The sequence below is a fragment of the Idiomarina sp. UBA3176 genome (assembly GCF_002364295.1).
GTDB classification, from domain to species: Bacteria; Pseudomonadota; Gammaproteobacteria; order Enterobacterales; family Alteromonadaceae; genus Idiomarina; species Idiomarina loihiensis.
The window spans coordinates 171,180-190,909 of the sequence record NZ_DEXU01000007.1; the positions used below are offsets into that span (position 1 = coordinate 171,180).

A 19,730-nucleotide genomic window follows, 5' to 3' on the forward strand; every position below is an offset into this window, starting at 1 on the left:
CACCCTCACGGTGGTGGTGAAGGCCGTACCTCTGGTGGACGTCATCCTGTGACTCCATGGGGCACGCCGACCAAGGGCTACAAAACCCGTAAAAACAAGCGTACCGATAAGTTCATCGTACGCCGTCGCAACAAATAAGAGTTGAGGATAAAACATGCCACGTTCTCTTAAAAAAGGTCCATTTATTGACCTTCACCTGCTAAATAAGGTGGAGAAAGCGTTGGAAGCCGGGGAAAAGAAGCCAATTAAAACTTGGTCCCGTCGTTCAATGATCATCCCAGATATGATCGGCCTGACAATCGCTGTTCACAACGGTCGTCAGCACGTTCCTGTCTACGTGACAGATGAAATGATCGGTCATAAATTAGGCGAATTCGCGCCAACCCGTACTTATCGCGGCCATGCTGCTGATAAGAAAGCGAAGAAACGGTAAGAGGTAGAGAGTGATGGAAGCAATTGCTAAACACCAATTTGCCCGCGTTTCAGCGCAGAAGGGCCGTTTGGTCGCAGACCAAATCCGTGGACTTCCGGTAGAAAAAGCACTGGATATCCTGGCATACAGCCCCAAAGCAGCTGCTGGCTTAATCAAGAAAGTTCTTGAGTCAGCAATCGCGAACGCGGAACATAACGAAGGTGCGGATATTGATGAACTTAAAGTGAGCCGAGTCTTTTTAGACGAAGGTCCTACTATGAAGCGCATCAAGCCACGGGCGAAAGGCCGTGCCGATCGTATCTTTAAGCGCACCAGCCACATTACTGTGGTCGTGTCAGATAGCTAGGAGATAAATTATGGGTCAGAAAGTACATCCTAATGGTATTCGCCTAGGTATCTCCAGACCATGGAATGCAACCTGGTATGCGAATACAAATGAGTTCGCTGATAACCTGCACAGTGATTTTCAGGTACGTAAGTTCCTGAACAAAGAACTGCGCAATGCATCAGTCTCTCGTATCGTTATCGATCGTCCAGCTAAGAGCGTTCGTGTGACTATTCACACAGCACGTCCTGGCGTGGTTATCGGTAAGAAAGGCGAAGACGTAGAAAAGCTGCGTAAGCAAGTTTCTAAGTTGACAGGTGCTCCTGCGCAAATCAACATCTCAGAAGTTCGTAAGCCTGAGTTGGATTCGCAGCTGGTAGCTGACAATATTGCTGGTCAGTTGGAACGTCGTGTCATGTTCCGTCGTGCTATGAAACGTGCCGTACAAAACGCCATTCGCTTGGGTGCCAAAGGTATCAAAGTTGAAGTGAGTGGTCGTTTAGGCGGCGCAGAGATTGCACGTACTGAGTGGTATCGTGAAGGCCGTGTACCGCTGCACACATTACGTGCAGACATCGACTACTCGACCTCAGAAGCGAACACCACTTACGGTATCATCGGTGTTAAGGTCTGGATTTTCCGTGGTGAAGTTCTTGGTGGACTTCCAACTGAAGAAAAGCCAGCTCCTAAGCGCGGCAAGAACCGTAAGTAAGGAGAGACGATATGTTACAACCTAAGCGTACAAAATTCCGTAAGGTTCACACAGGCCGCAACCGTGGTCTGGCGCAGTCTGGTAACAAAGTCAGCTTCGGTACTTTTGGTTTAAAAGCTACTGACCGTGGTCGTATGACCGCGCGTCAAATCGAAGCAGGCCGTCGTGCAATGACTCGTCACGTTAAGCGTCAAGGTAAAATCTGGATCCGTGTATTTCCTGACAAGCCTATTACCAAAAAGCCTTTAGAAGTTCGTATGGGTAAAGGTAAAGGTAACGTCGAATACTGGGTTGCTCAGATTCAACCAGGTCGCGTTCTGTATGAAATGGACGGTGTTCCTGAAGAGTTGGCACGTGAAGCGTTCCGCCTGGCGGCACGTAAACTGCCTTTCAAAACCACTTTTGTGACTCGGACGGTAATGTGATGAAAGCAAGTGAACTGAAAGATAAAACCGTTGAGCAGCTGCAAGAAGAGTTGTTAGGCTTGCGTCGTGAGCAGTTTAATCTGCGCATGCAGGCAGCAACTGGTCAGCTGAATCAGACTCACATGATGAAACAAGTGCGTCGTGATATCGCACGTGTTAAAACCATCTTAAATGAGAAGGCAGGTGCGTAATGACTGACGAAAAACGTGTTCGTACTCTGCAAGGCAAAGTTGTCAGCGATAAGATGGATAAAACCATCACTGTAGCTGTTGAACGTCGTGTAAAGCACCCGGTATACGGGAAGTACATCACGCGTACAACTAAAGTACATGCGCATGACGAAGAAAACCAGGTTAAAGCTGGCGATACCGTGATTGTTCGCGAATGTCGTCCGCTGTCTAAGAATAAATCTTGGACTCTGGAAGAAATCGTTGATCGCGCGACTGTTGTCTAGACGCAGATAGCGAAAAGAAATTAAAAGGCCTCCCTTGCGGAGGCTTTTTTTTTGATCTAAACCTTAATAGGTTTAGTACAAATATCTGAAATTAAATAAATTTCTTTTTAACATAAGAAATAATAAATACGCACACCAATGCGTAGTTCTCAGAGGGAGACAATTCATGTCAAAAAGTTTATTTTTTGCAGCTACTGTGCTTGCGGCAAGTCCGGTCATTGCTGCTCCTCAAGATAGTAATTCGGTTGAACAGGAAATTCAGGCATTAAAAGAACGTTTAGCTCAATTGGAGAAACGGCTTGAAGAAAAAGAAGAGCGTGAAAAAGAAGAAGTTGTTGTTGTAAAAGAACGAGAAGTAGAAAAAGGCAATGAAATTGCCAGTAACGAAAACAGTTCGAAGCGCAGAGTTGTCTATGACTCTGGAGTCCATGCACGTTTAGACGAGCTGGAAAAGAAAACGGAAGAGAATGAAAATTGGCCAATAAAGATTCATGGTGCTGTTCGTTTTCAGTATGAATACAATAATTATGACTCAGATAATGAAAACCGCGGTGGCGATTTGGATTTCGATATTTTCCGTCTGAATTTTGATGGAGAAATGGGAGGTGTCATCCTTTCTGCTGAATATCGTTGGTTTAATTATCAGGACGTTATTAAACACGCTTGGTTTGGTTATGACTTCACCGATAAACTGCAGGGGCAGGTTGGTGTTGTAAAAATCCCATTTGGCAACATGCCTTACAACTCCCACAGTTATTTCTTCAATAGTACTTTCTATGTTGGCCTGGAAGACGAACATGATAACGGTATTCGGTTCAAATACCGTGGCGATGAGTGGGATTTTGATTTAGCTTACCTGAAATCAGATGAGCAGGGCGGTATTGACGGCTCAACATCTGATCGTACAGCGCGCTATAACTATGACACCGTGGGTATTCGGTTACCAGGTCAGGGCGCTTATGACGAACCGGGTTTACCTGTAGGTGAGAGCAATAGTTATGCTTTCAGAACCGCACGTAAGTTTACCTTCAGCGATGATGAGAACTTAGAGCTTGGTGTGTCTTTGCAAGGCGGGAATTTGTATTCAGGAACGGCCGCTGAAGGCTTCACAGATGCACAGGCGTATGAGAATCAGAATGTTGGTAATCGTATGGCCTGGGCCGCTCATGGTGTCTACAATAACGGCCCCTGGAACGTACAGTTACAGTATTCAGACTATGACTACGATATAAAATTAGAAAACCGTGGTGTTTACATGGCTGCTTACGCTTATTACGACGCAATTCCTACTGAAGCGAAACTGTATACAGCTAATGTTGCTTATACTTTGCCAGTAGATATTGGTCCTCTGACAAGCTTAACTTTCTATAATGACCACAGCTTAATGACCGATAAAATGGGTTATCAAGATGATACCTGGATGAACGTTCTAGGGGTTGCTGTTGCAGCCGGCGGCGGTTTTTATACTTATGTTGATTACGTAAGAGCAAAAAACCAACCATTTATTGGTGGTAATACCGCAACTGATGGTGGCGAGGTCAATGACCGCTTTAACATTAACTTTGGTTACTATTTCTAAAGCGATTTAAGTTTTTACTGCGAAAGACATGGAACCTTATGGTTCCATGTCTTTTTTATTAGGCAATATATGCTCGTAAGAATCCCCTTCCTGACGAAAGTCTTTTGTTCGATTAAACATCTTCAGTTCTGTATGTAATGCGGCTTTAGCCATAATGTGGGCGCTGATAGGTGCCGTCAAAAACAGGAATATGGCAATCAGAAGTTCGTTCAGGTTAATCGACCCTTGTACCGAAGTAATAAGAATAGAAGCTATGACTATGCCTCCAATGCCTATTGTGGTGTTTTTCGTGGGGGCGTGTAAACGAGTAAAAAAGTCGGGGAGTATTGCTAACCCCAAAGAGCCAATAAAGGCAAATATAGCGCCTAATAAGATAAAGAAGGCCGCTAGCCACTGTGACCATGCTGGTAATTGGTTCAATGCATCCATAAGGTTTTCCTTTTTATTCTATTAGGTCGCCACGCAGTAAAAATTTACCTGCCGCGATGGTACCGACAAAACCGAACATGGCAATGAGTAATGCTGCTTCAAAATAGGTTTGCGTGTTTTGGTACATACCCAGCAACAGCAGTAAAGCCAGCGAATTAATGTAAATTGTATCCAGAGCCAGTATTCTGTCCGGTAGATCGGGTCCTTTAATAAGGCGCCAGAAATTCATTAATACCGATAGACTGAATAACAAGAAGGCAATGTGTAGTACCGTCGTTAACATTGGAATATCTCCTTCAGGCGACGCTCATAACGGTTTCGAATCGTTTTTATGACTTCTTCCGGGCTTTCTTCTGAGAATGCGTGAATAAGAATGCCTTTGCGCCCACGAGTAATTTCGCAGGATACCGTTCCCGGCGTCAGTGTTATGGTACTTGCAAGAAGAGTAACCGGAAGCTCCTCTTTCATATCCAGTGGAAAAACAAACAACGCGGGTTTTATCGAGCGAGGTTTCCCAAGAATCATACCGGCAACCTTAAAGTTAGCCACGACAATGTCATTCAGCAGAATGAAAAAGTAAACGACTGCCAGGTCGGGGCGCTTAACTTTTGCAAAATTAGGCCAGGCGTCACGGAATAAAAATGGAATAAACCAGGAAAATAAAGCGCCCAGTATGATCACCCCGGGCGAAACCGAGTTAAATAATAGAACCCATAGCGTCAATAAGAAAAAAGATAACAAAGGTGTCGGAAATAGTTTTTTCATAGTAATTATTCCGCTCCTTTTGTCAGCACGCGGGATGGGTACTGGTCTATGTCGTAAAGCTGTTCAGCGACATCATCGGTATAGTTGCGTATTGGGCTGGCAAATAACGTCATAACAACCGATAACGACAGAAGCATAACAACAGCAGCTCTTTTCCCTAAAGGAGCGGATTGTTCATTCGCTTTACCCGACAGTGTGTGCCAGAGCATTTTACTTCCCGCCCGGGTGACTGAAATTAGCATAATAAGAGTTGCGCCTAACATGGCTCCCCACAGCCAAAAACTGGCCCCGGTTGGGCTTGCCGATTCCATAATCATAAGTTTTCCGACAAAACCTGACAGAGGTGGTAAACCAATTATTGCTATTGCAGCAATTAAAAACATGACTGAATAAGCAGAGTGATTGGCCATTTTCTTGCCCGATACGATGCGTGATGCGGTTTTACCACGTTCGAACGCAATAAGGTCGGCCAGTAAAAATAATGCGCCAGTGATAAAGGTTGAGTGGATTAAATAAAACAGCATGGCTCCGGTTGTCGCAATTCCATTCAAGCTGTAGGTTGCGATAAGTGTTCCAATTGAAATGACGACTAAATAAGCCACAAGCAAGCGCAAGTCGCGAGCTCCGATAATTCCGATAGCGCCGGCTAGCATGGTAACGAGACCCATAACCCAAAGCCAGTCATGTGCAATGAGTGCAAGCTCATTAGCTTCAGGACCGAAAATGAGTGTGTAGACCCGAACTATGGCGTAAACCCCAACTTTTGTCATTATTGCGAATAGAGCGGCAACAACTCCGGTTGTTGTGGAATAGGCCTGAGGCAGCCAGAAGTGCAACGGCAGGATAGCGGCTTTAATGCCGAATACTATCAATAGCATCATACCACCGGCTTTAGCTAAGGCGGCCTGGTCTCCGCTTAACTGTTGAACTTGGGTAGCAAGGTCAGCCATATTCAAAGTGCCTGTAACACCATATAGAGTACCGACACTAATTAGGAAAAGTGCTGAACCTAAAAGGTTGAGTAATACGTAGTGTAAGGTTGTGCGTAGGCGAAATTTTCCTCCACCGTGCATTAATAGTGCGTAGGAGGAAATCAGAAGAACTTCGAAGAAGACGAATAAGTTGAAAATATCGCCGGTAGCAAAAGCCCCCATAATACCCATTATCTGAAACTGAAATAATGCCTGAAAGTGTGAGCCAAGATTATCTTCGGCATAACAACCGTAGATGAGCACTGGTAATGCCAATATTGCCGTTACCAGCATCATCAGAGCACTAAGCTTGTCCACCATCAGGACAATTCCAAATGGCGCAGACCAATTGCCTAATGCATAAACAATCATCTGATCTTGATTAACCTGAACGAGCAGGGCAATAGTCAGTATTAAAGTTAATATACTGGACAGCAGGCCTATGGCTCTGCGTTTTGGCTGAGGTCTGTCTCCCCAGGGAAGAAGCTGTAGCAGCGCCGCCAGTAACGGCACCAAAATAGGAAGTATCGCCAAATGTTGTTGCCACATTAGCGGTTGCCCTCCGTGCTGTTATCTTGTTGGTTAACTTCATCCGTCCCTATCTCGCCTCGGGCGCGCACAGCCAGAATAATTGAATACGCTGTCATGGCGAAGCCGATAACGATAGCGGTGAGAACTAGTGCCTGAGGTAAAGGGTCGGCATAGGTTTCCTGCGTGCCATAAATTGGTGCGCCGTCTATTGTCAGACGACCGGTTGAAAATAGAAATAAGTTAACGGCATAAGACAGCATGGTAATGCCGACGACCACAGGAAATGAACGGCCGCGCAGAATTAGAAAAACACTGCATGCGGTTAAAATACCAACGGTAACTGAGTATAAAGTTTCCATTAATGACCCTCATGCGTTGGGCGATGACGTGTCGTCATCTTCCCGAAGTTACTTAAAATCATCATAGTAGCGCCAACAACCGTTAGGAAAACGCCAAGATCGAAGAGTAAAGCCGTTGCAAATTCAAATTTACCAACCACTGGCCAGTTTAAATAGGTAAACCAGGAAGTCAGGAAAGGCTTGCCAAACAGCCAGCTACCAAGCCCGGTAAGCGCGGCAATCAAAACGCCAAATGACATTAGAGATTGATAATTAACGCTAAAGCGTTCTTTCATCCAGTCGACACCATTGGCAATGTATTGCAGGATCATCGCCGAGGCGACTATCAGGCCTGCGATGAAACCACCACCCGGTAAGTTGTGGCCTCTTAGGAATATATAGGCAGCAACTACCATCGCCATGGGTAAAATAATGTTGGCAACAGTTGTTAACATCAACGGGTGTCTAATTCTATGCCAGGGGCGTCCGTCAATATCACTGGAAGGCATAAATGGTTTTAGCTTATTAAGCAGCTTATGAATACCTGCGGCAGCTATTGCCAGAACGGTAATTTCTCCTAATGTATCGAAACCACGAAAGTCCACCAGAATGACGTTTACTACGTTGGTTCCACCACCACCGGATTTTGCATTCGCAAGGAAAAAGTCCGAGATGCTTTCAAACGGTGAGGTCAGTATTGCGAAATTTAAGGTCGCGACAATACCACCAATAAAGCTCGCAATGATTATGTCACGAAAAACTCGGTGGCCAGAAGAGGCCCGACTGGTTTTTTGTGGCATAAAGAACAACGCCAGTATCATTAAGATAATACTGACCACTTCGACAACCAACTGAGTCATGGCAAGATCCGGGGCCGAAAAGTGCGCGAAAGCTAACGACACAACCAGTCCAACCACGGATAGCATCATCAACATCACAAAACGATTACGATGTAATGTAGCGGTGGCAAATGCTGCGGATATCAGGATGATAGCACCAACCATGCTCACCATATCAACAGGCAACTGAGGTTTGCCACCAGTTACCACGCTTAGGTCGCTTAACGAAGGAAGCAACACGACAATAACGCTGATAAGAACAAAAGCAATGTAGCGCTGCAAGGAACCTGTGTCTAAGCGGTCGTAAAAATTTGCTGCTGCATCAGAGGCTTTTTGCACGAGGCGTTCAAAATTGTGTTTAGCGTCCTGCCCGTCAAATTGGCGATTAAATGTAAACAGTTGATCGCGGGAAAGGTATATCAGAATACCGCCAACCACTGCGACTGCGCTCATTAACAGAGGCATGTTAAAGCCGTGCCAAAGCGATAGTTTTACTTCAACAGGAGAGCCGGTAACAGCGGCGGCGGCCTGATCGAGTATACCGGAGACCATAGTCATTGGTGCGACGCCGATAGCGATACAAAGGAACCCTAACACAGCAACCGGTACAGACATCATGCGAGGAGGATCATGTGGTTTTTTGGGCAGTTCTTTATAGTCGCCGTTAAAGAAAACATCGTGAATAAAGCGAATAGAGTAAGCCACCGACAGCATGGCTCCCACAGTCGCCAAAATAGGAATAAACCATGACAGCCCACCGAATAAATGTTGCTGCAGAGCTTGATCCAGGAATAGCTCTTTAGACATAAACCCGTTAAACGGTGGTATTCCTGCCATTGAGGCCGCTACAATCATGGCAAGAGTAGCCGTTATAGGCATCAGGCTCATAAGCCCTTGCAGTTTACGCATATCACGAGTGCCGGACTCATGGTCAATAATGCCTGCGGTCATAAACAGCGCGGCTTTAAATAGAGCATGGTTAATAATGTGAAATAGCGCCGCTATCACAGCCGCCTGGGTGCCTATCCCCAGTAACATACAAATGAGGCCCAGATGGCTTACCGTAGAGAAAGCCAGCAAACCTTTAAGGTCGTGCTTTAACAGAGCAAAGTAAGCACCGACTAACATGGTAATTAAACCGGTTAATGTCACCAGGGTAAACCACAGTTCAGTCTCGGCTAATACCGGATGAAAACGTGCTAATAGAAAGATACCGGCTTTTACCATGGTCGCAGAGTGTAAGTACGCACTTACGGGAGTTGGCGCCGCCATGGCATGTGGTAGCCAAAATTGAAATGGAAACTGGGCTGACTTAGTAAAGGCTCCTAATAAAACGAGTATTAAAGCGGGTACATAGTAAGCGTGCGCTTTTATCTGGTCTGCTGCGGCGAATACAGTATCCAGTTGATAGCCACCGGCTATGTGCCCAATTATTAGTAATCCGGCTAACAGTGCCAGACCTCCGGCGCCGGTTGTTGCCAATGCCATGCGAGCACCGCGACGTGCATCACTGCTATGGAACCAATAACCAATAAGTAAAAAGGAAGAGATGCTGGTCAGTTCCCAGAAAACCCACATTAGTAAGATATTATCTGCCATAACGATGCCCAGCATCGATGACATAAATAACAGCAGGCAGGCATAAAAACGGGATTCATCGTCGTCGCTGCTTAAATAGTAGTGAGCATAGCCAATAATCAGTACGCCTATGCCTAATATGAGCCCCACGAAAAGAAGTGACAAGCCGTCCAGACGCACGGCAAAATCAAGCCCTATACCCGGTAGCCATTCCACCATTTGCTTAGGTACTTCACCGGCAAGTGTAGCGGGTAGGTACTGAAACAAAACAATTAAGCAGAAAATAGGAACAAGTAGTGTAATCCCAGTCTTTGTCGGTCGCGACGCTTGCTTAAATAATAGCGGTAAGAGCGCACCAAAGAATGGGGCAAAAATAATGAATAGCAGATTCATACCATAGAAGTCCCAAGTCAGCCTGTGCTCTTATAATAAGGTATAATTAACGGAGCAACGTAAAGTATTGAATTTACCATTGGTTCTGCTGCAATCCAACTAAACTAAACCCTTAAGATAGTGAATTCATCTTACGCCTACGAAATTTTCTGAGATTACCCTACCACTTACAAATTTTATCTGTTACACTTCGCGACCCTTTTTATAAGGGAAAAACCAAAGGCAGCACGACCCGAGAGGGTCTGTTTTTTTAACCTAAGCGGGGCACTGAAATGATCCAAATGCAAACTACCCTGGACGTTGCCGATAACTCCGGCGCGCGCAGCGTACAATGTATTAAGGTTCTAGGTGGTTCGCACCGTCGCTACGCAAACATCGGCGATATCATCAAAGTTACTGTCAAGGAAGCAATTCCGCGCGGTAAGGTGAAGAAAGGCGATGTAGTGAATGCGGTGGTCGTTCGCACCAGAAAAGGCGTCCGTCGACAAGACGGGTCGGTCATCCGTTTTGACCGCAACGCGGCTGTGTTGTTGAATAACAACCAACAGCCCATTGGCACACGTATTTTCGGGCCGGTAACTCGTGAACTGCGTTCAGAGCAGTTTATGAAGATTATCTCGCTGGCACCAGAAGTACTATAAGGAGTCAATTATGGCGGCAAAAATTAAACGTGATGACGAAGTAGTCGTCCTGGCAGGTAAGGACAAGGGCAAGCAAGGCAAAGTCCTGAAAGTTCTTACCGATAAAGATCGCGTGATCGTGGAAGGCGTCAACGTAGTCAAGAAACATCAGAAGCCAAATCCGGCTTTAGGTGAATCAGGTGGCATCGTTGAACAAGAAGCAGCAATCCACATTTCGAACGTAGCGATCCTTAACCCAGAGACAGGTAAAGCAGATCGTGTTGGATTTCGTCTTGAAGATGGCAAGAAAGTTCGCTTCTTCAAATCGAACAACGCAATCATTTAATTCAAACTTGGAGTTTTACGATGGCGAAACTGCATGATTTTTACAGAGAATCGGTAGTTCCTGAGCTTATGAAAGAGTTCAGCTACAACAGCGTCATGCAAGTCCCTCGGATTGATAAAATCACCCTTAACATGGGTGTTGGTGAAGCTCTGGCTGACAAAAAAGTACTTGATAACGCAGTGGCTGACCTAGAGGCTATCTCTGGTCAAAAGCCAATTCGTACTGTGGCACGCAAGTCTGTCGCCGGTTTCAAAGTCCGTGAAGGCTTCCCGATTGGCTGTAAAGTAACTCTGCGCGGCGAGCGCATGTGGGACTTTTTGCAACGCTTAATTTCGATTGCAATCCCACGTATCCGTGACTTCCGTGGCCTGAACCCTAAATCGTTCGATGGTCGTGGTAATTACAGCATGGGTGTTCGTGAGCAGATCATCTTTCCGGAGGTCGACTATGACAAAGTCGACAAGGTACGTGGTCTGGATATCACCATTACCACAAATGCTGGCACAGATGACGAAGCTCGTGCTTTGCTAGCTGCCTTTAACTTCCCGTTCAGAAAGTAAGGTGTAGAGTTATGGCAAAACAGTCAATGAAAGCGCGTGACGTGAAGCGAGCTAAAATCGCTTCAAAATACGCAGAAAAACGCAACGCACTGAAAACGGTCATTAATGACCCTAAAGCATCAGACGAAGAGCGTTGGGAAGCCGTACTTAAGTTGCAACAGCTCCCACGTGATGCCAGTCCGACGCGTCAACGTAACCGTTGTCGTATAACTGGTCGTCCTCATGGTTTCCTTCGTAAATTCGGCATGAGCCGAATCAAGGTCCGTGAGATGGCGATGCGCGGTGAAATTCCTGGCTTGAAAAAAGCTAGCTGGTAAGCCACGAATCACGGGAGAAAGCAAATATGAGCATGCAAGATCCAATTGCGGATATGTTCACACGCATTCGCAACGCTCAAGGTGCTAACAAAGTAACGGTTAAAATGCCGTCTTCTAAGCAGAAAGTGGCGATTGCTCAAGTTCTGAAAGAAGAAGGTTTTATTACTGGTTACAGTGCCGAGAGTACTGTTAAACCTGAGCTTGAAGTCGAATTGAAATATTTCGAAGGCAAGCCAGTAATTGAAACAATCGAGCGCGTTAGTCGGCCTGGTCTGCGTATCTATAAGAAACGCAACGAGTTGCCTAACGTAATGGGTGGCCTTGGCATCGCAGTAGTTTCGACGTCTAAAGGCCTGATGACTGATCGTGCCGCTCGCCAAGCTGGTCTTGGTGGCGAAATTATCGGTTACGTAGCGTAATTAGGAGGTAGGAAATGTCACGTGTTGCTAAAGCACCCATTGAAATTCCTGCTGGCGTTGAAGTTACGCTAAATGGCCAGGAAGTCACGATTAAAGGTGCCCAAGGCTCACTGAGTCGTGTTGTAAACGATGCAGTTGAACTGGTAAAAGATGAGAGTGAGTTACGTACTAACGCCCGTGAAGGTGTTGCTAACTCAACAGCTCAAGCTGGTACGGCTCGTGCATTGTTGCAAAACATGGTGGTCGGAGTCACTAAAGGATTCGAACGTAAGTTACAGTTGATAGGTGTTGGTTACCGTGCGCAAGCACAAGGTAAAAAACTAAACCTGACGCTAGGCTTTTCGCATCCTGTGGAGTTCGAGATTCCTGAAGGGATCACAATCGATACTCCGACTCAGACTGAAGTCGTCGTTAAAGGTGCAGATAAGCAGTTAGTTGGTCAAGTTGCCGCTAACATTCGTGCATACCGTAAACCCGAGCCTTACAAAGGCAAAGGTGTCCGTTATGCTGACGAGCAAGTGCGCCGTAAAGAAGCCAAGAAAAAGTAGGGTAATACGATGGACAATAAAGCAGCTCGCTTACGTCGTGCTACTCGCGCACGTAAACAAATTAAAGAGTTGGGTGCAAATCGCCTGGTCGTTCACCGTACACCACGGCATATTTACGCGCAGTTGATCGCACCTAACGGTTCTGAAGTGCTGGCAGCCGCATCGACTGCAGAGAAAAGTGTCCGCGAAGGGCTTAAATCTACAGGTAATGTAGACGCAGCCAAAGTCGTGGGCAAAACTATCGCTGAACGAGCGATTGAAAAAGGCGTTAAAAACGTGTCTTTCGATCGTAGTGGTTTTAAATACCACGGTCGCGTAGCCGCATTAGCGGACGCAGCTCGTGAAGCCGGACTTCAGTTCTAGGAGACGAACATGGCAAATGTAGAAGCTCAAACCGGTGAACTGATAGAGAAGTTGATCACAGTAAATCGTGTAGCAAAAGTGGTTAAAGGTGGTCGTATCTTTAGCTTCACTGCACTGACTGTGGTTGGCGACGGTAAAGGTAAAGTCGGTTTTGGTTATGGTAAAGCGCGTGAAGTACCCGCTGCTATTCAAAAAGCAATGGAAAAAGCACGTCGCAATATGGTTACCGTTCAACTGAAAGGCGACACTTTACAGCATCCTGTTAAAGGACGTCATTCAGGTTCACAGGTATACATGCAACCTGCTTCAGAAGGTACGGGTATCATCGCTGGTGGTGCAATGCGTGCGGTTCTGGAAGTTTCAGGTGTTCATAACGTGCTGTCAAAGGCATATGGTTCAACCAACCCAATCAACGTTGTTCGCGCGACTATCAAAGCGTTGAACGGCATGAAATCGCCGGAGCAAGTTGCGGCGAAGCGTGGATTGCGCGTTGACGAAATACTGGGGTAGTGAACAATGGCGAAAAAGACAATCAAAGTAACACAGACGCGTAGCTCTATCGGTCGTTTGCCGAAGCATAAAGCTACACTACGTGGCTTGGGTCTCCGCCGCATTGGTCACACAGTAGAGTTGGAAGACACTGCTGCAGTCCGCGGTATGGTGAACCGAGTTAATTACATGATTAAGGTGGAGGGATAAGCGATGGAACTTAATACACTTGCTCCCGCACCTGGTGCAAAAAGCAGCAAAAAGCGCGTTGGGCGTGGTATTGGTTCAGGTCTTGGAAAGACTGGCGGCCGTGGTCACAAAGGGCAGAAATCTCGCTCTGGTGGCTCAGTCAAGCCAGGTTTCGAAGGCGGACAAATGCCAATTCAACGTCGTCTGCCAAAATTTGGTTTTACTTCTCGCAAGGCTATGGTCACTGCAGAAGTAAACTTGGCAGAAATCGCGAAGGTTGACGGTGATACCGTTGAACTGGCGACTTTGAAAGCAGCAGGTCTCGTTCGTAAGAACGTACTACACGCTAAAGTCATCAAATCTGGTGAGTTAAGTCGTGCTGTGACTGTAAAAGGTCTTAAAGTCACCAAAGGCGCTCGCGAAGCTATTGAAGCTGCTGGCGGCAAAATCGAAGGATAGAGCAAATGGCTAAACCAGGATTGGAATCAAATCGAGCGCAAGGTGGCTTGTCGGAACTTAAGCGTCGCCTGCTGTTTGTGTTAGGAGCGATTATCGTTTTCCGAGCGGGCTCCTTTGTGCCTATTCCTGGTATTGATGCCGCTGTATTAGCTCAGCTATTCGAACAGCAGAAAGATACCATCGTTGCCATGTTTAACATGTTCAGCGGTGGTGCCTTAGAGCGTGCGTCAGTATTTGCATTAGGTATTATGCCGTATATTTCGGCTTCGATTATTATGCAGTTGGCTAGCGTGGTACATCCGCGTTTGGCCGAGCTTAAGAAAGAAGGTGAGTCTGGTCGTCGTAAGATTAACCAGTATACGCGGTGGGGTACTTTAATACTGGCAACGTTCCAGTCGATTGGTATAGCTACAGGCTTGCCAAATTTGATGCCAGGACTCGTAATAGACCCTGGCTTCGGCTTCTATTTCACTGCTGTAGTGAGCTTAGTCACAGGAACCATGTTCCTTATGTGGTTAGGTGAACAGATTACTGAGCGTGGTATTGGCAACGGTATCTCTATCCTGATCTTTGTGGGTATTGTTGCAGGATTACCTTCCGCTATCGGCCAAACGGCTGAACAAGCGCGTCAAGGTGACTTGCACCTGTTATTGTTGTTATTAATTGGGGTTGTGGTTTTAGCAGTAACTTATTTCGTTGTTTTTGTGGAGCGTGGTCAACGTCGTATCGTCGTTAATTATGCGAAGCGTCAACAGGGCCGTAAGGTATTTGCTGCGCAAAGCACGCACTTGCCATTGAAAGTTAATATGGCTGGTGTTATTCCACCAATTTTTGCGTCAAGTATTATTTTATTCCCGGGTACCATTGCCACTTGGTTTGGCTCTGGTGAAGGTATGGTTGCAGACTTTTTGCAGCAAGTATCGATGACATTGTCTCCCGGTCAGCCGTTATATGTGTTATTGTACGCGGCTGCGATAATCTTCTTCTGTTTCTTCTATACTGCGTTGGTATTTAACCCTCGCGAAACAGCTGACAACTTGAAGAAGTCGGGTGCGTTTATTCCGGGTATTCGCCCAGGTGAACAAACCTCAAGATACATCGATAAAGTAATGACGCGTTTGACATTAGCAGGCGCACTGTACATTACCTTTGTCTGTTTGGTTCCGGAGTTCATGATGATTGCATGGAACGTGCAATTCTACTTCGGCGGTACATCTTTATTGATTATCGTTGTTGTTATCATGGACTTTATGGCACAGGTTCAGACTCATATGATGTCGCATCAATATGACTCTGTCCTGAAAAAAGCCAATCTAAAAGGCTACGGCCGGTAAGATTGGGTAGAACGGAGAGTAGCAATGAAAGTTCGTGCTTCCGTGAAGAAAATCTGTCGTAACTGCAAAATCATCAAGCGTAACGGTGTAGTTCGCGTTATTTGCACTGATGCTAAGCATAAGCAACGACAAGGTTGATTCGAAGGAAAGGCTTGCGGCTTAGTCGCCGCAGCCTTTGAAGTATTTGCAATTCGGCAATCGGTTGAGTATCCTAACGGGCTTTTCAACTGAAGCCTACAAACTGAAGGAGACGTGTTAGTGGCCCGTATCGCTGGCATTAACGTTCCTGACAATAAGCATGCAGTCATAGCTTTGACTGCAATCTACGGTGTTGGCCGTACTCGTTCACAGCAGATTCTTGCTGCTACGGGTATCGCTGAAGACACCAAGATTGGTTCATTGTCAGAAGACAAACTGGACGCGCTTCGTGACGCTGTATCAAAGTTCGCCGTAGAAGGTGATCTGCGTCGTGAAGTATCTATGAACATTAAACGTTTGATGGACCTCGGGTGTTTCCGTGGACTTCGTCATCGTCGTAGCTTACCTCTACGTGGGCAGCGCACTAAAACAAATGCGCGCACTCGTAAAGGTCCGCGCAAACCAATCAAGAAATAGGGGGATTGAGTAATGGCTAAAACACCAACTCGCTCTCGAAAGCGCGTTAAAAAGCAGGTCGCCGATGGCATGGCTCATGTGCATGCATCTTTCAACAACACCATTATTACCATTACTGATCGCCAGGGTAACGCACTAGCGTGGGCTACTGCAGGTGGATCAGGGTTCCGTGGTTCACGGAAATCAACGCCGTTCGCAGCACAGGTTGCAGCAGAACGCGCAGGTGAAATGGCGAAGGAATACGGACTGAAAAACCTGGAAGTATTTGTGAATGGTCCAGGCCCAGGTCGTGAATCATCGATTCGTGCCCTGAACGCCGTTGGTTACAAAATCACAAATATTACCGATGTGACACCGATTCCTCACAACGGTTGTCGTCCGCCTAAGAAACGTCGCGTTTAAGGCGTGAATCGATAGTTGGAGAAAGATCATGGCTAGATATTTGGGTCCAAAGCTCAAGCTGAGCCGTCGCGAAGGAACAGATTTGTTCCTGAAGAGCGGCGTTCGCGCAATCGATTCTAAATGTAAGATCGAAACTGCACCAGGACAACACGGCGCGCGTCGCGGTCGTTTGTCAGATTACGGTGTTCAGTTGCGTGAGAAACAGAAAGTTCGTCGTATGTACGGCGTACTGGAAAAGCAATTTCGTAACTACTACAAAGAAGCTGCACGACTGAAAGGCAATACCGGTGAAAACCTGTTGCAGTTGCTGGAACAGCGCTTGGATAACGTAGTGTATCGCATGGGTTTTGCGTCAACACGCGCAGAAGCTCGTCAGCTGGTCAGTCACAAAGCAGTTGTTGTGAATGGTCAGGTAGTGAACATTCCATCGTTCAAGGTTCGTCCTGAAGATGTCGTTTCTGTTCGTGAAAAAGCGAAGAAACAGGCACGTATCGGAGCAGCACTGGAGCTTGCAGAACAACGCGAAAAGCCAGTCTGGATAGAAGTAGACAACAACAAATTGGAAGGTGCATTTAAACGTCTTCCAGAACGTAGCGACTTGTCTGCTGAAATTAACGAACAGTTGATCGTAGAGCTTTACTCTAAGTAAAGCTTAAGCATAGAGAGAGGACACAATGCAGGGTTCTGTTACCGAATTCCTAAAGCCGAGGTTAGTCGACATCGAGCAAATCAGCCCGACTCATGCCAAGGTGACACTGGAGCCTCTGGAACGCGGCTTTGGTTATACACTAGGTAATGCGTTACGTCGCATTTTACTGTCGTCAATGCCAGGCTGTGCAGTGACTGAGGTTGAAATCGATGGCGTGCTGCACGAATACAGCAGCAAAGAGGGCGTTCAGGAAGATGTCATTGAAGTTTTATTAAACCTGAAAGGGCTGGCAGTCAGCGTTGAAGGTAAAGATGAAGCAACTCTGACTTTGAATAAATCCGGAGCAGGTCCTGTAACAGCAGGCGATTTCACCCACGATGGTGATGTTGAAATCGTTAATCCTGAGCACGTTATCTGTCATCTGACAGGCGACTATGAACTTGTTATGCGAGTGAAAGTCGAACGTGGTCGTGGTTACGTGCCTGCGGCATCTCGTCAGTCCGCTGATGATGATGAACGTCCAATCGGTCGTCTTTTAGTCGACGCGTCGTTCAGCCCGGTAGAACGCATTGCATATTCTGTAGATGCGGCTCGTGTTGAACAGCGCACTGACTTAGACAAGCTGGTTATCGAAATGGAAACCAATGGTACATTGGATCCAGAAGAAGCTATCCGCCGTGCAGCAACAATTTTAGCTGAACAGTTGGATGCCTTCGTAGAACTTCGTGATATCAGTGAACCGGAAGAAAAAGAAGAGAAGCCGGAGTTCGATCCGATCCTTCTGCGTCCGGTAGACGACTTGGAATTGACTGTTCGATCTGCGAACTGCTTGAAAGCAGAAGCGATTCAGTACATTGGTGACTTAGTACAACGCACTGAGGTCGAGTTATTGAAAACTCCGAACTTGGGTAAGAAGTCGTTGACTGAAATCAAAGACGTGTTGGCTTCACGTGGTTTGTCTCTAGGCATGCGCCTTGAGAACTGGCCACCAGCCAGCTTAATTGACAACGACTAAGGTCACCTTAGTAATAGATTTACTGAGAAGGGTATAGGTATGCGCCATCGTAAGAGTGGTCGTCAACTAAATCGAAACAGCAGCCATCGTCAGGCAATGTTCCGCAACATGGCAAGCTCTTTAGTGCGTCATGAGATCATCAAGACGACTTTGCCAAAGGCAAAAGAGTTACGTCGCGTTGTTGAGCCGTTGATCACAATGGCAAAACAAGACAGCGTAGCAAATCGTCGTCTGGCGTTCGCACGCACACGTGACAAAGAGGTTGTTGGCAAGCTGTTTAATGAATTAGGCCCGCGTTATGAAGAACGCCCAGGTGGTTACACTCGCATTATGAAGTGTGGCTTCCGTACAGGTGATAACGCACCAATGGCTTACATTGAATTAGTTGGTCGCCCAGAAGTTGAAGAAGTTGAAGAAGTAGCTGAAGAAGCTGCGGAGTAAACCGCTTCGGAAAGTTAAAAAGCCGGCTGAAGTACAGCCGGCTTTTTTGTGTCTAAAACCAAGTGGTAATAACTAATTAGAGTCTTTCGTTGAAAATCTTAGCGAAGGTTTCCTTTTCCAGATAACCTTCCTTTACTAACCATTCAAGTTCCTTGCGGCTAACTCCCGACTCTTTCGCTTCCAGAGTTAAAATTCTCCAATCTTCTTTGCTAATTTCGTATGTGCCCTCTTCATCATCTGAACCAACAAAAAAGTCCTTCATAACGGCAATTAAAGCTGTTGCTGTCTCCGGTAAAGCCTTTATCGACTTAGTCAATGAAGAAAAAATTGAACTAGGTGCTTCCTGCGCTGCGGTTCTCAAAACAGACTCAGTAAAATCAGGATGGGACGCGACAGCTTTGCGTATAATAGTTTCAGCCCGATCAGGTTGACGTTGCAAAGCAATAGTAATGATATCATCAATATAAGCGGGCTCGGTTTGAATAGCTGCCTCAACAATGGCATTACATAAATCTGGATAACGAGCTATAGCAATGTCGACGACAGTATAAGTAACTGCAGGCTCCGCTTGCATGGCGGCTATTACAATGGCGGTTACTCTACTCTCTCTGGTATCAAAAGCGGCATTAACGATATAGGCAGCATGTTCTGGGTAGTTATTAATCAGAATGCGTACAGTTCGCATAATAGAGAAGTTTTTATTGAGGTGACTTTCGATAATACTTCGGTAAGTATCTTGTAAAGTGGAAGACGAATTTTGGAGGCTGCCATCAAAAGTAGCAGCATGACTCGTTCGTATGGCGCTTGAACTAAGAGTTGCAACAAGCAAACAGGTAAAAGTTATTGATTTCCAGCGCATAAGATTTAAGCCCTTTATGTAATTCCAACTTATTAGAGTGATTCAATATAACAACAGTTCAAGGTAATCACAAAAAAACAACAAAATAGAATTAAAAACGAGCAAATCTAAGGGTTTTAGTTACAGCTGGTTGTTTTTTGTTCGGTTAAACTTTTTGATCGAAAAAGATCTTGCAAGGCTCAGAGAGATCACTATAATTCGCCGCCGTTGTCATGAGTTATCTGCAAAGTGTATTTGCAATAAATTCGGACAACGGCGTTTTGTTTTAACCGGGCTGAAAAAGCTGAAAAAAATGGGTTGACGAAACGAAAGGGACGTGTAGAATACGCCTCC

General features: G+C 46.0%; 31 protein-coding genes and 1 pseudogene. 25 read left to right on the plus strand and 7 right to left on the minus strand.

Annotated features, from left to right (window positions below; all coding sequences use genetic code 11):
• From B2U97_RS03930 to B2U97_RS03965, 8 genes and pseudogenes are all read left to right on the plus strand, one after another.
• A pseudogene (locus B2U97_RS03930) lies at positions 1-138 on the plus strand (50S ribosomal protein L2); the annotation flags it as partial.
• A gap of 16 nt (positions 139-154) precedes the next feature.
• A complete protein-coding gene (gene rpsS / locus B2U97_RS03935; RefSeq protein ID WP_011235149.1) occupies positions 155-433 on the plus strand; it encodes a 30S ribosomal protein S19 in 279 nt (92 codons plus the stop codon).
• 13 nt (positions 434-446) lie between these two features.
• Positions 447-779, plus strand: coding sequence for a 50S ribosomal protein L22 (rplV, locus tag B2U97_RS03940; RefSeq protein ID WP_011235148.1), 333 nt, complete (start codon positions 447-449; stop codon positions 777-779).
• 10 nt (positions 780-789) lie between these two features.
• Positions 790-1,470, plus strand: coding sequence for a 30S ribosomal protein S3 (rpsC, locus tag B2U97_RS03945; RefSeq protein WP_011235147.1), 681 nt, complete (start codon positions 790-792; stop codon positions 1,468-1,470).
• An 11-nt stretch (positions 1,471-1,481) separates the two neighbouring features.
• On the plus strand, positions 1,482-1,895 hold the full coding sequence (gene rplP, locus B2U97_RS03950) for a 50S ribosomal protein L16 (protein WP_011235146.1): 414 nt from the start codon (positions 1,482-1,484) through the stop codon (positions 1,893-1,895).
• Positions 1,895-2,086 carry a 50S ribosomal protein L29 gene (gene rpmC, locus B2U97_RS03955; RefSeq protein WP_011235145.1) on the plus strand — a complete coding sequence of 64 codons (192 nt, stop codon included), beginning with the start codon at positions 1,895-1,897 and terminating at the stop codon, positions 2,084-2,086. Before rplP ends, rpmC begins: the two co-directional genes overlap by 1 nt.
• Positions 2,086-2,349 (plus strand): 30S ribosomal protein S17, encoded by a 264-nt coding sequence (rpsQ, locus tag B2U97_RS03960; protein ID WP_011235144.1) that lies wholly within the window; start codon positions 2,086-2,088, stop codon positions 2,347-2,349. Before rpmC ends, rpsQ begins: the two co-directional genes overlap by 1 nt.
• Before the next feature lie 166 nt (positions 2,350-2,515).
• Positions 2,516-3,928, plus strand: a complete 1,413-nt coding sequence (locus B2U97_RS03965; protein WP_011235143.1) for a hypothetical protein — start codon at positions 2,516-2,518, stop codon at positions 3,926-3,928.
• Positions 3,929-3,964: 36 nt separating this feature from the next.
• Here the strand turns inward: B2U97_RS03965 and B2U97_RS03970 are convergent, their stop codons facing one another.
• Genes B2U97_RS03970 through B2U97_RS03995 form a run of 6 tightly spaced genes read right to left on the minus strand, consistent with a single transcriptional unit; the run spans position 3,965 to position 9,772 of the window.
• The gene (locus B2U97_RS03970; protein WP_011235142.1) at positions 3,965-4,357 is read right to left on the minus strand and encodes a Na+/H+ antiporter subunit G; all 393 of its coding nucleotides are present in this window, start codon (positions 4,355-4,357) and stop codon (positions 3,965-3,967) included.
• A gap of 13 nt (positions 4,358-4,370) precedes the next feature.
• Positions 4,371-4,640, minus strand: a complete 270-nt coding sequence (locus B2U97_RS03975) for a K+/H+ antiporter subunit F (RefSeq protein ID WP_011235141.1) — start codon at positions 4,638-4,640, stop codon at positions 4,371-4,373.
• Positions 4,634-5,122 (minus strand): Na+/H+ antiporter subunit E, encoded by a 489-nt coding sequence (locus B2U97_RS03980; RefSeq protein WP_011235140.1) that lies wholly within the window; start codon positions 5,120-5,122, stop codon positions 4,634-4,636. The genes B2U97_RS03975 and B2U97_RS03980 overlap by 7 nt, the downstream gene beginning before the upstream one ends.
• Before the next feature lie 5 nt (positions 5,123-5,127).
• Positions 5,128-6,642 carry a monovalent cation/H+ antiporter subunit D gene (locus B2U97_RS03985; protein WP_011235139.1) on the minus strand — a complete coding sequence of 505 codons (1,515 nt, stop codon included), beginning with the start codon at positions 6,640-6,642 and terminating at the stop codon, positions 5,128-5,130.
• The gene (locus B2U97_RS03990; RefSeq protein ID WP_011235138.1) at positions 6,642-6,983 is read right to left on the minus strand and encodes a Na+/H+ antiporter subunit C; all 342 of its coding nucleotides are present in this window, start codon (positions 6,981-6,983) and stop codon (positions 6,642-6,644) included. The genes B2U97_RS03985 and B2U97_RS03990 overlap by 1 nt, the downstream gene beginning before the upstream one ends.
• Positions 6,983-9,772: a monovalent cation/H+ antiporter subunit A gene (locus B2U97_RS03995; RefSeq protein WP_011235137.1), complete on the minus strand. Its 2,790-nt coding sequence runs from the start codon at positions 9,770-9,772 to the stop codon at positions 6,983-6,985. Before B2U97_RS03995 ends, B2U97_RS03990 begins: the two co-directional genes overlap by 1 nt.
• 272 nt (positions 9,773-10,044) lie before the next feature.
• Between B2U97_RS03995 and rplN the strand changes: the two genes are divergently transcribed.
• The 17 genes from rplN (at position 10,045) to rplQ (ending at position 18,538) form a co-directional block, all read left to right on the plus strand.
• Positions 10,045-10,413 (plus strand): 50S ribosomal protein L14, encoded by a 369-nt coding sequence (rplN, locus tag B2U97_RS04000; RefSeq protein WP_006956444.1) that lies wholly within the window; start codon positions 10,045-10,047, stop codon positions 10,411-10,413.
• Positions 10,414-10,423: 10 nt separating this feature from the next.
• Positions 10,424-10,738: a 50S ribosomal protein L24 gene (rplX, locus tag B2U97_RS04005; protein WP_011235136.1), complete on the plus strand. Its 315-nt coding sequence runs from the start codon at positions 10,424-10,426 to the stop codon at positions 10,736-10,738.
• Positions 10,739-10,758: 20 nt separating this feature from the next.
• Positions 10,759-11,298: a 50S ribosomal protein L5 gene (gene rplE, locus B2U97_RS04010; RefSeq protein WP_011235135.1), complete on the plus strand. Its 540-nt coding sequence runs from the start codon at positions 10,759-10,761 to the stop codon at positions 11,296-11,298.
• 11 nt (positions 11,299-11,309) lie between these two features.
• The gene (gene rpsN / locus B2U97_RS04015) at positions 11,310-11,615 is read left to right on the plus strand and encodes a 30S ribosomal protein S14 (RefSeq protein WP_011235134.1); all 306 of its coding nucleotides are present in this window, start codon (positions 11,310-11,312) and stop codon (positions 11,613-11,615) included.
• 26 nt (positions 11,616-11,641) lie between these two features.
• Positions 11,642-12,034, plus strand: a complete 393-nt coding sequence (rpsH, locus tag B2U97_RS04020; RefSeq protein WP_011235133.1) for a 30S ribosomal protein S8 — start codon at positions 11,642-11,644, stop codon at positions 12,032-12,034.
• Between the two features lie 14 nt (positions 12,035-12,048).
• Entirely contained in the window at positions 12,049-12,582 is a 534-nt protein-coding gene (rplF, locus tag B2U97_RS04025; protein WP_011235132.1) for a 50S ribosomal protein L6, read from the plus strand.
• Between the two features lie 9 nt (positions 12,583-12,591).
• Entirely contained in the window at positions 12,592-12,945 is a 354-nt protein-coding gene (gene rplR / locus B2U97_RS04030) for a 50S ribosomal protein L18 (RefSeq protein ID WP_011235131.1), read from the plus strand.
• A gap of 9 nt (positions 12,946-12,954) precedes the next feature.
• Positions 12,955-13,455, plus strand: coding sequence for a 30S ribosomal protein S5 (gene rpsE, locus B2U97_RS04035; protein WP_011235130.1), 501 nt, complete (start codon positions 12,955-12,957; stop codon positions 13,453-13,455).
• A gap of 6 nt (positions 13,456-13,461) precedes the next feature.
• Positions 13,462-13,644, plus strand: a complete 183-nt coding sequence (rpmD, locus tag B2U97_RS04040) for a 50S ribosomal protein L30 (protein ID WP_011235129.1) — start codon at positions 13,462-13,464, stop codon at positions 13,642-13,644.
• Positions 13,645-13,647: 3 nt separating this feature from the next.
• Positions 13,648-14,082 (plus strand): 50S ribosomal protein L15, encoded by a 435-nt coding sequence (rplO, locus tag B2U97_RS04045; protein ID WP_011235128.1) that lies wholly within the window; start codon positions 13,648-13,650, stop codon positions 14,080-14,082.
• Between the two features lie 5 nt (positions 14,083-14,087).
• Entirely contained in the window at positions 14,088-15,416 is a 1,329-nt protein-coding gene (gene secY, locus B2U97_RS04050; RefSeq protein WP_011235127.1) for a preprotein translocase subunit SecY, read from the plus strand.
• Positions 15,417-15,440: 24 nt separating this feature from the next.
• Positions 15,441-15,554 (plus strand): 50S ribosomal protein L36, encoded by a 114-nt coding sequence (rpmJ, locus tag B2U97_RS04055; protein ID WP_006956433.1) that lies wholly within the window; start codon positions 15,441-15,443, stop codon positions 15,552-15,554.
• A gap of 120 nt (positions 15,555-15,674) precedes the next feature.
• A complete protein-coding gene (gene rpsM, locus B2U97_RS04060; protein WP_011235126.1) occupies positions 15,675-16,031 on the plus strand; it encodes a 30S ribosomal protein S13 in 357 nt (118 codons plus the stop codon).
• Positions 16,032-16,043: 12 nt separating this feature from the next.
• Positions 16,044-16,433, plus strand: a complete 390-nt coding sequence (gene rpsK, locus B2U97_RS04065) for a 30S ribosomal protein S11 (protein WP_011235125.1) — start codon at positions 16,044-16,046, stop codon at positions 16,431-16,433.
• A gap of 28 nt (positions 16,434-16,461) precedes the next feature.
• Entirely contained in the window at positions 16,462-17,082 is a 621-nt protein-coding gene (gene rpsD / locus B2U97_RS04070; protein WP_011235124.1) for a 30S ribosomal protein S4, read from the plus strand.
• Between the two features lie 25 nt (positions 17,083-17,107).
• Positions 17,108-18,097 carry a DNA-directed RNA polymerase subunit alpha gene (locus B2U97_RS04075; protein ID WP_011235123.1) on the plus strand — a complete coding sequence of 330 codons (990 nt, stop codon included), beginning with the start codon at positions 17,108-17,110 and terminating at the stop codon, positions 18,095-18,097.
• Between the two features lie 39 nt (positions 18,098-18,136).
• The gene (gene rplQ, locus B2U97_RS04080) at positions 18,137-18,538 is read left to right on the plus strand and encodes a 50S ribosomal protein L17 (RefSeq protein WP_011235122.1); all 402 of its coding nucleotides are present in this window, start codon (positions 18,137-18,139) and stop codon (positions 18,536-18,538) included.
• Positions 18,539-18,614: 76 nt separating this feature from the next.
• Here rplQ and B2U97_RS04085 read toward each other — a convergent pair whose 3' ends face one another.
• Positions 18,615-19,397, minus strand: coding sequence for a hypothetical protein (locus tag B2U97_RS04085; RefSeq protein ID WP_011235121.1), 783 nt, complete (start codon positions 19,395-19,397; stop codon positions 18,615-18,617).
• Positions 19,398-19,730 lie beyond the last annotated feature (333 nt).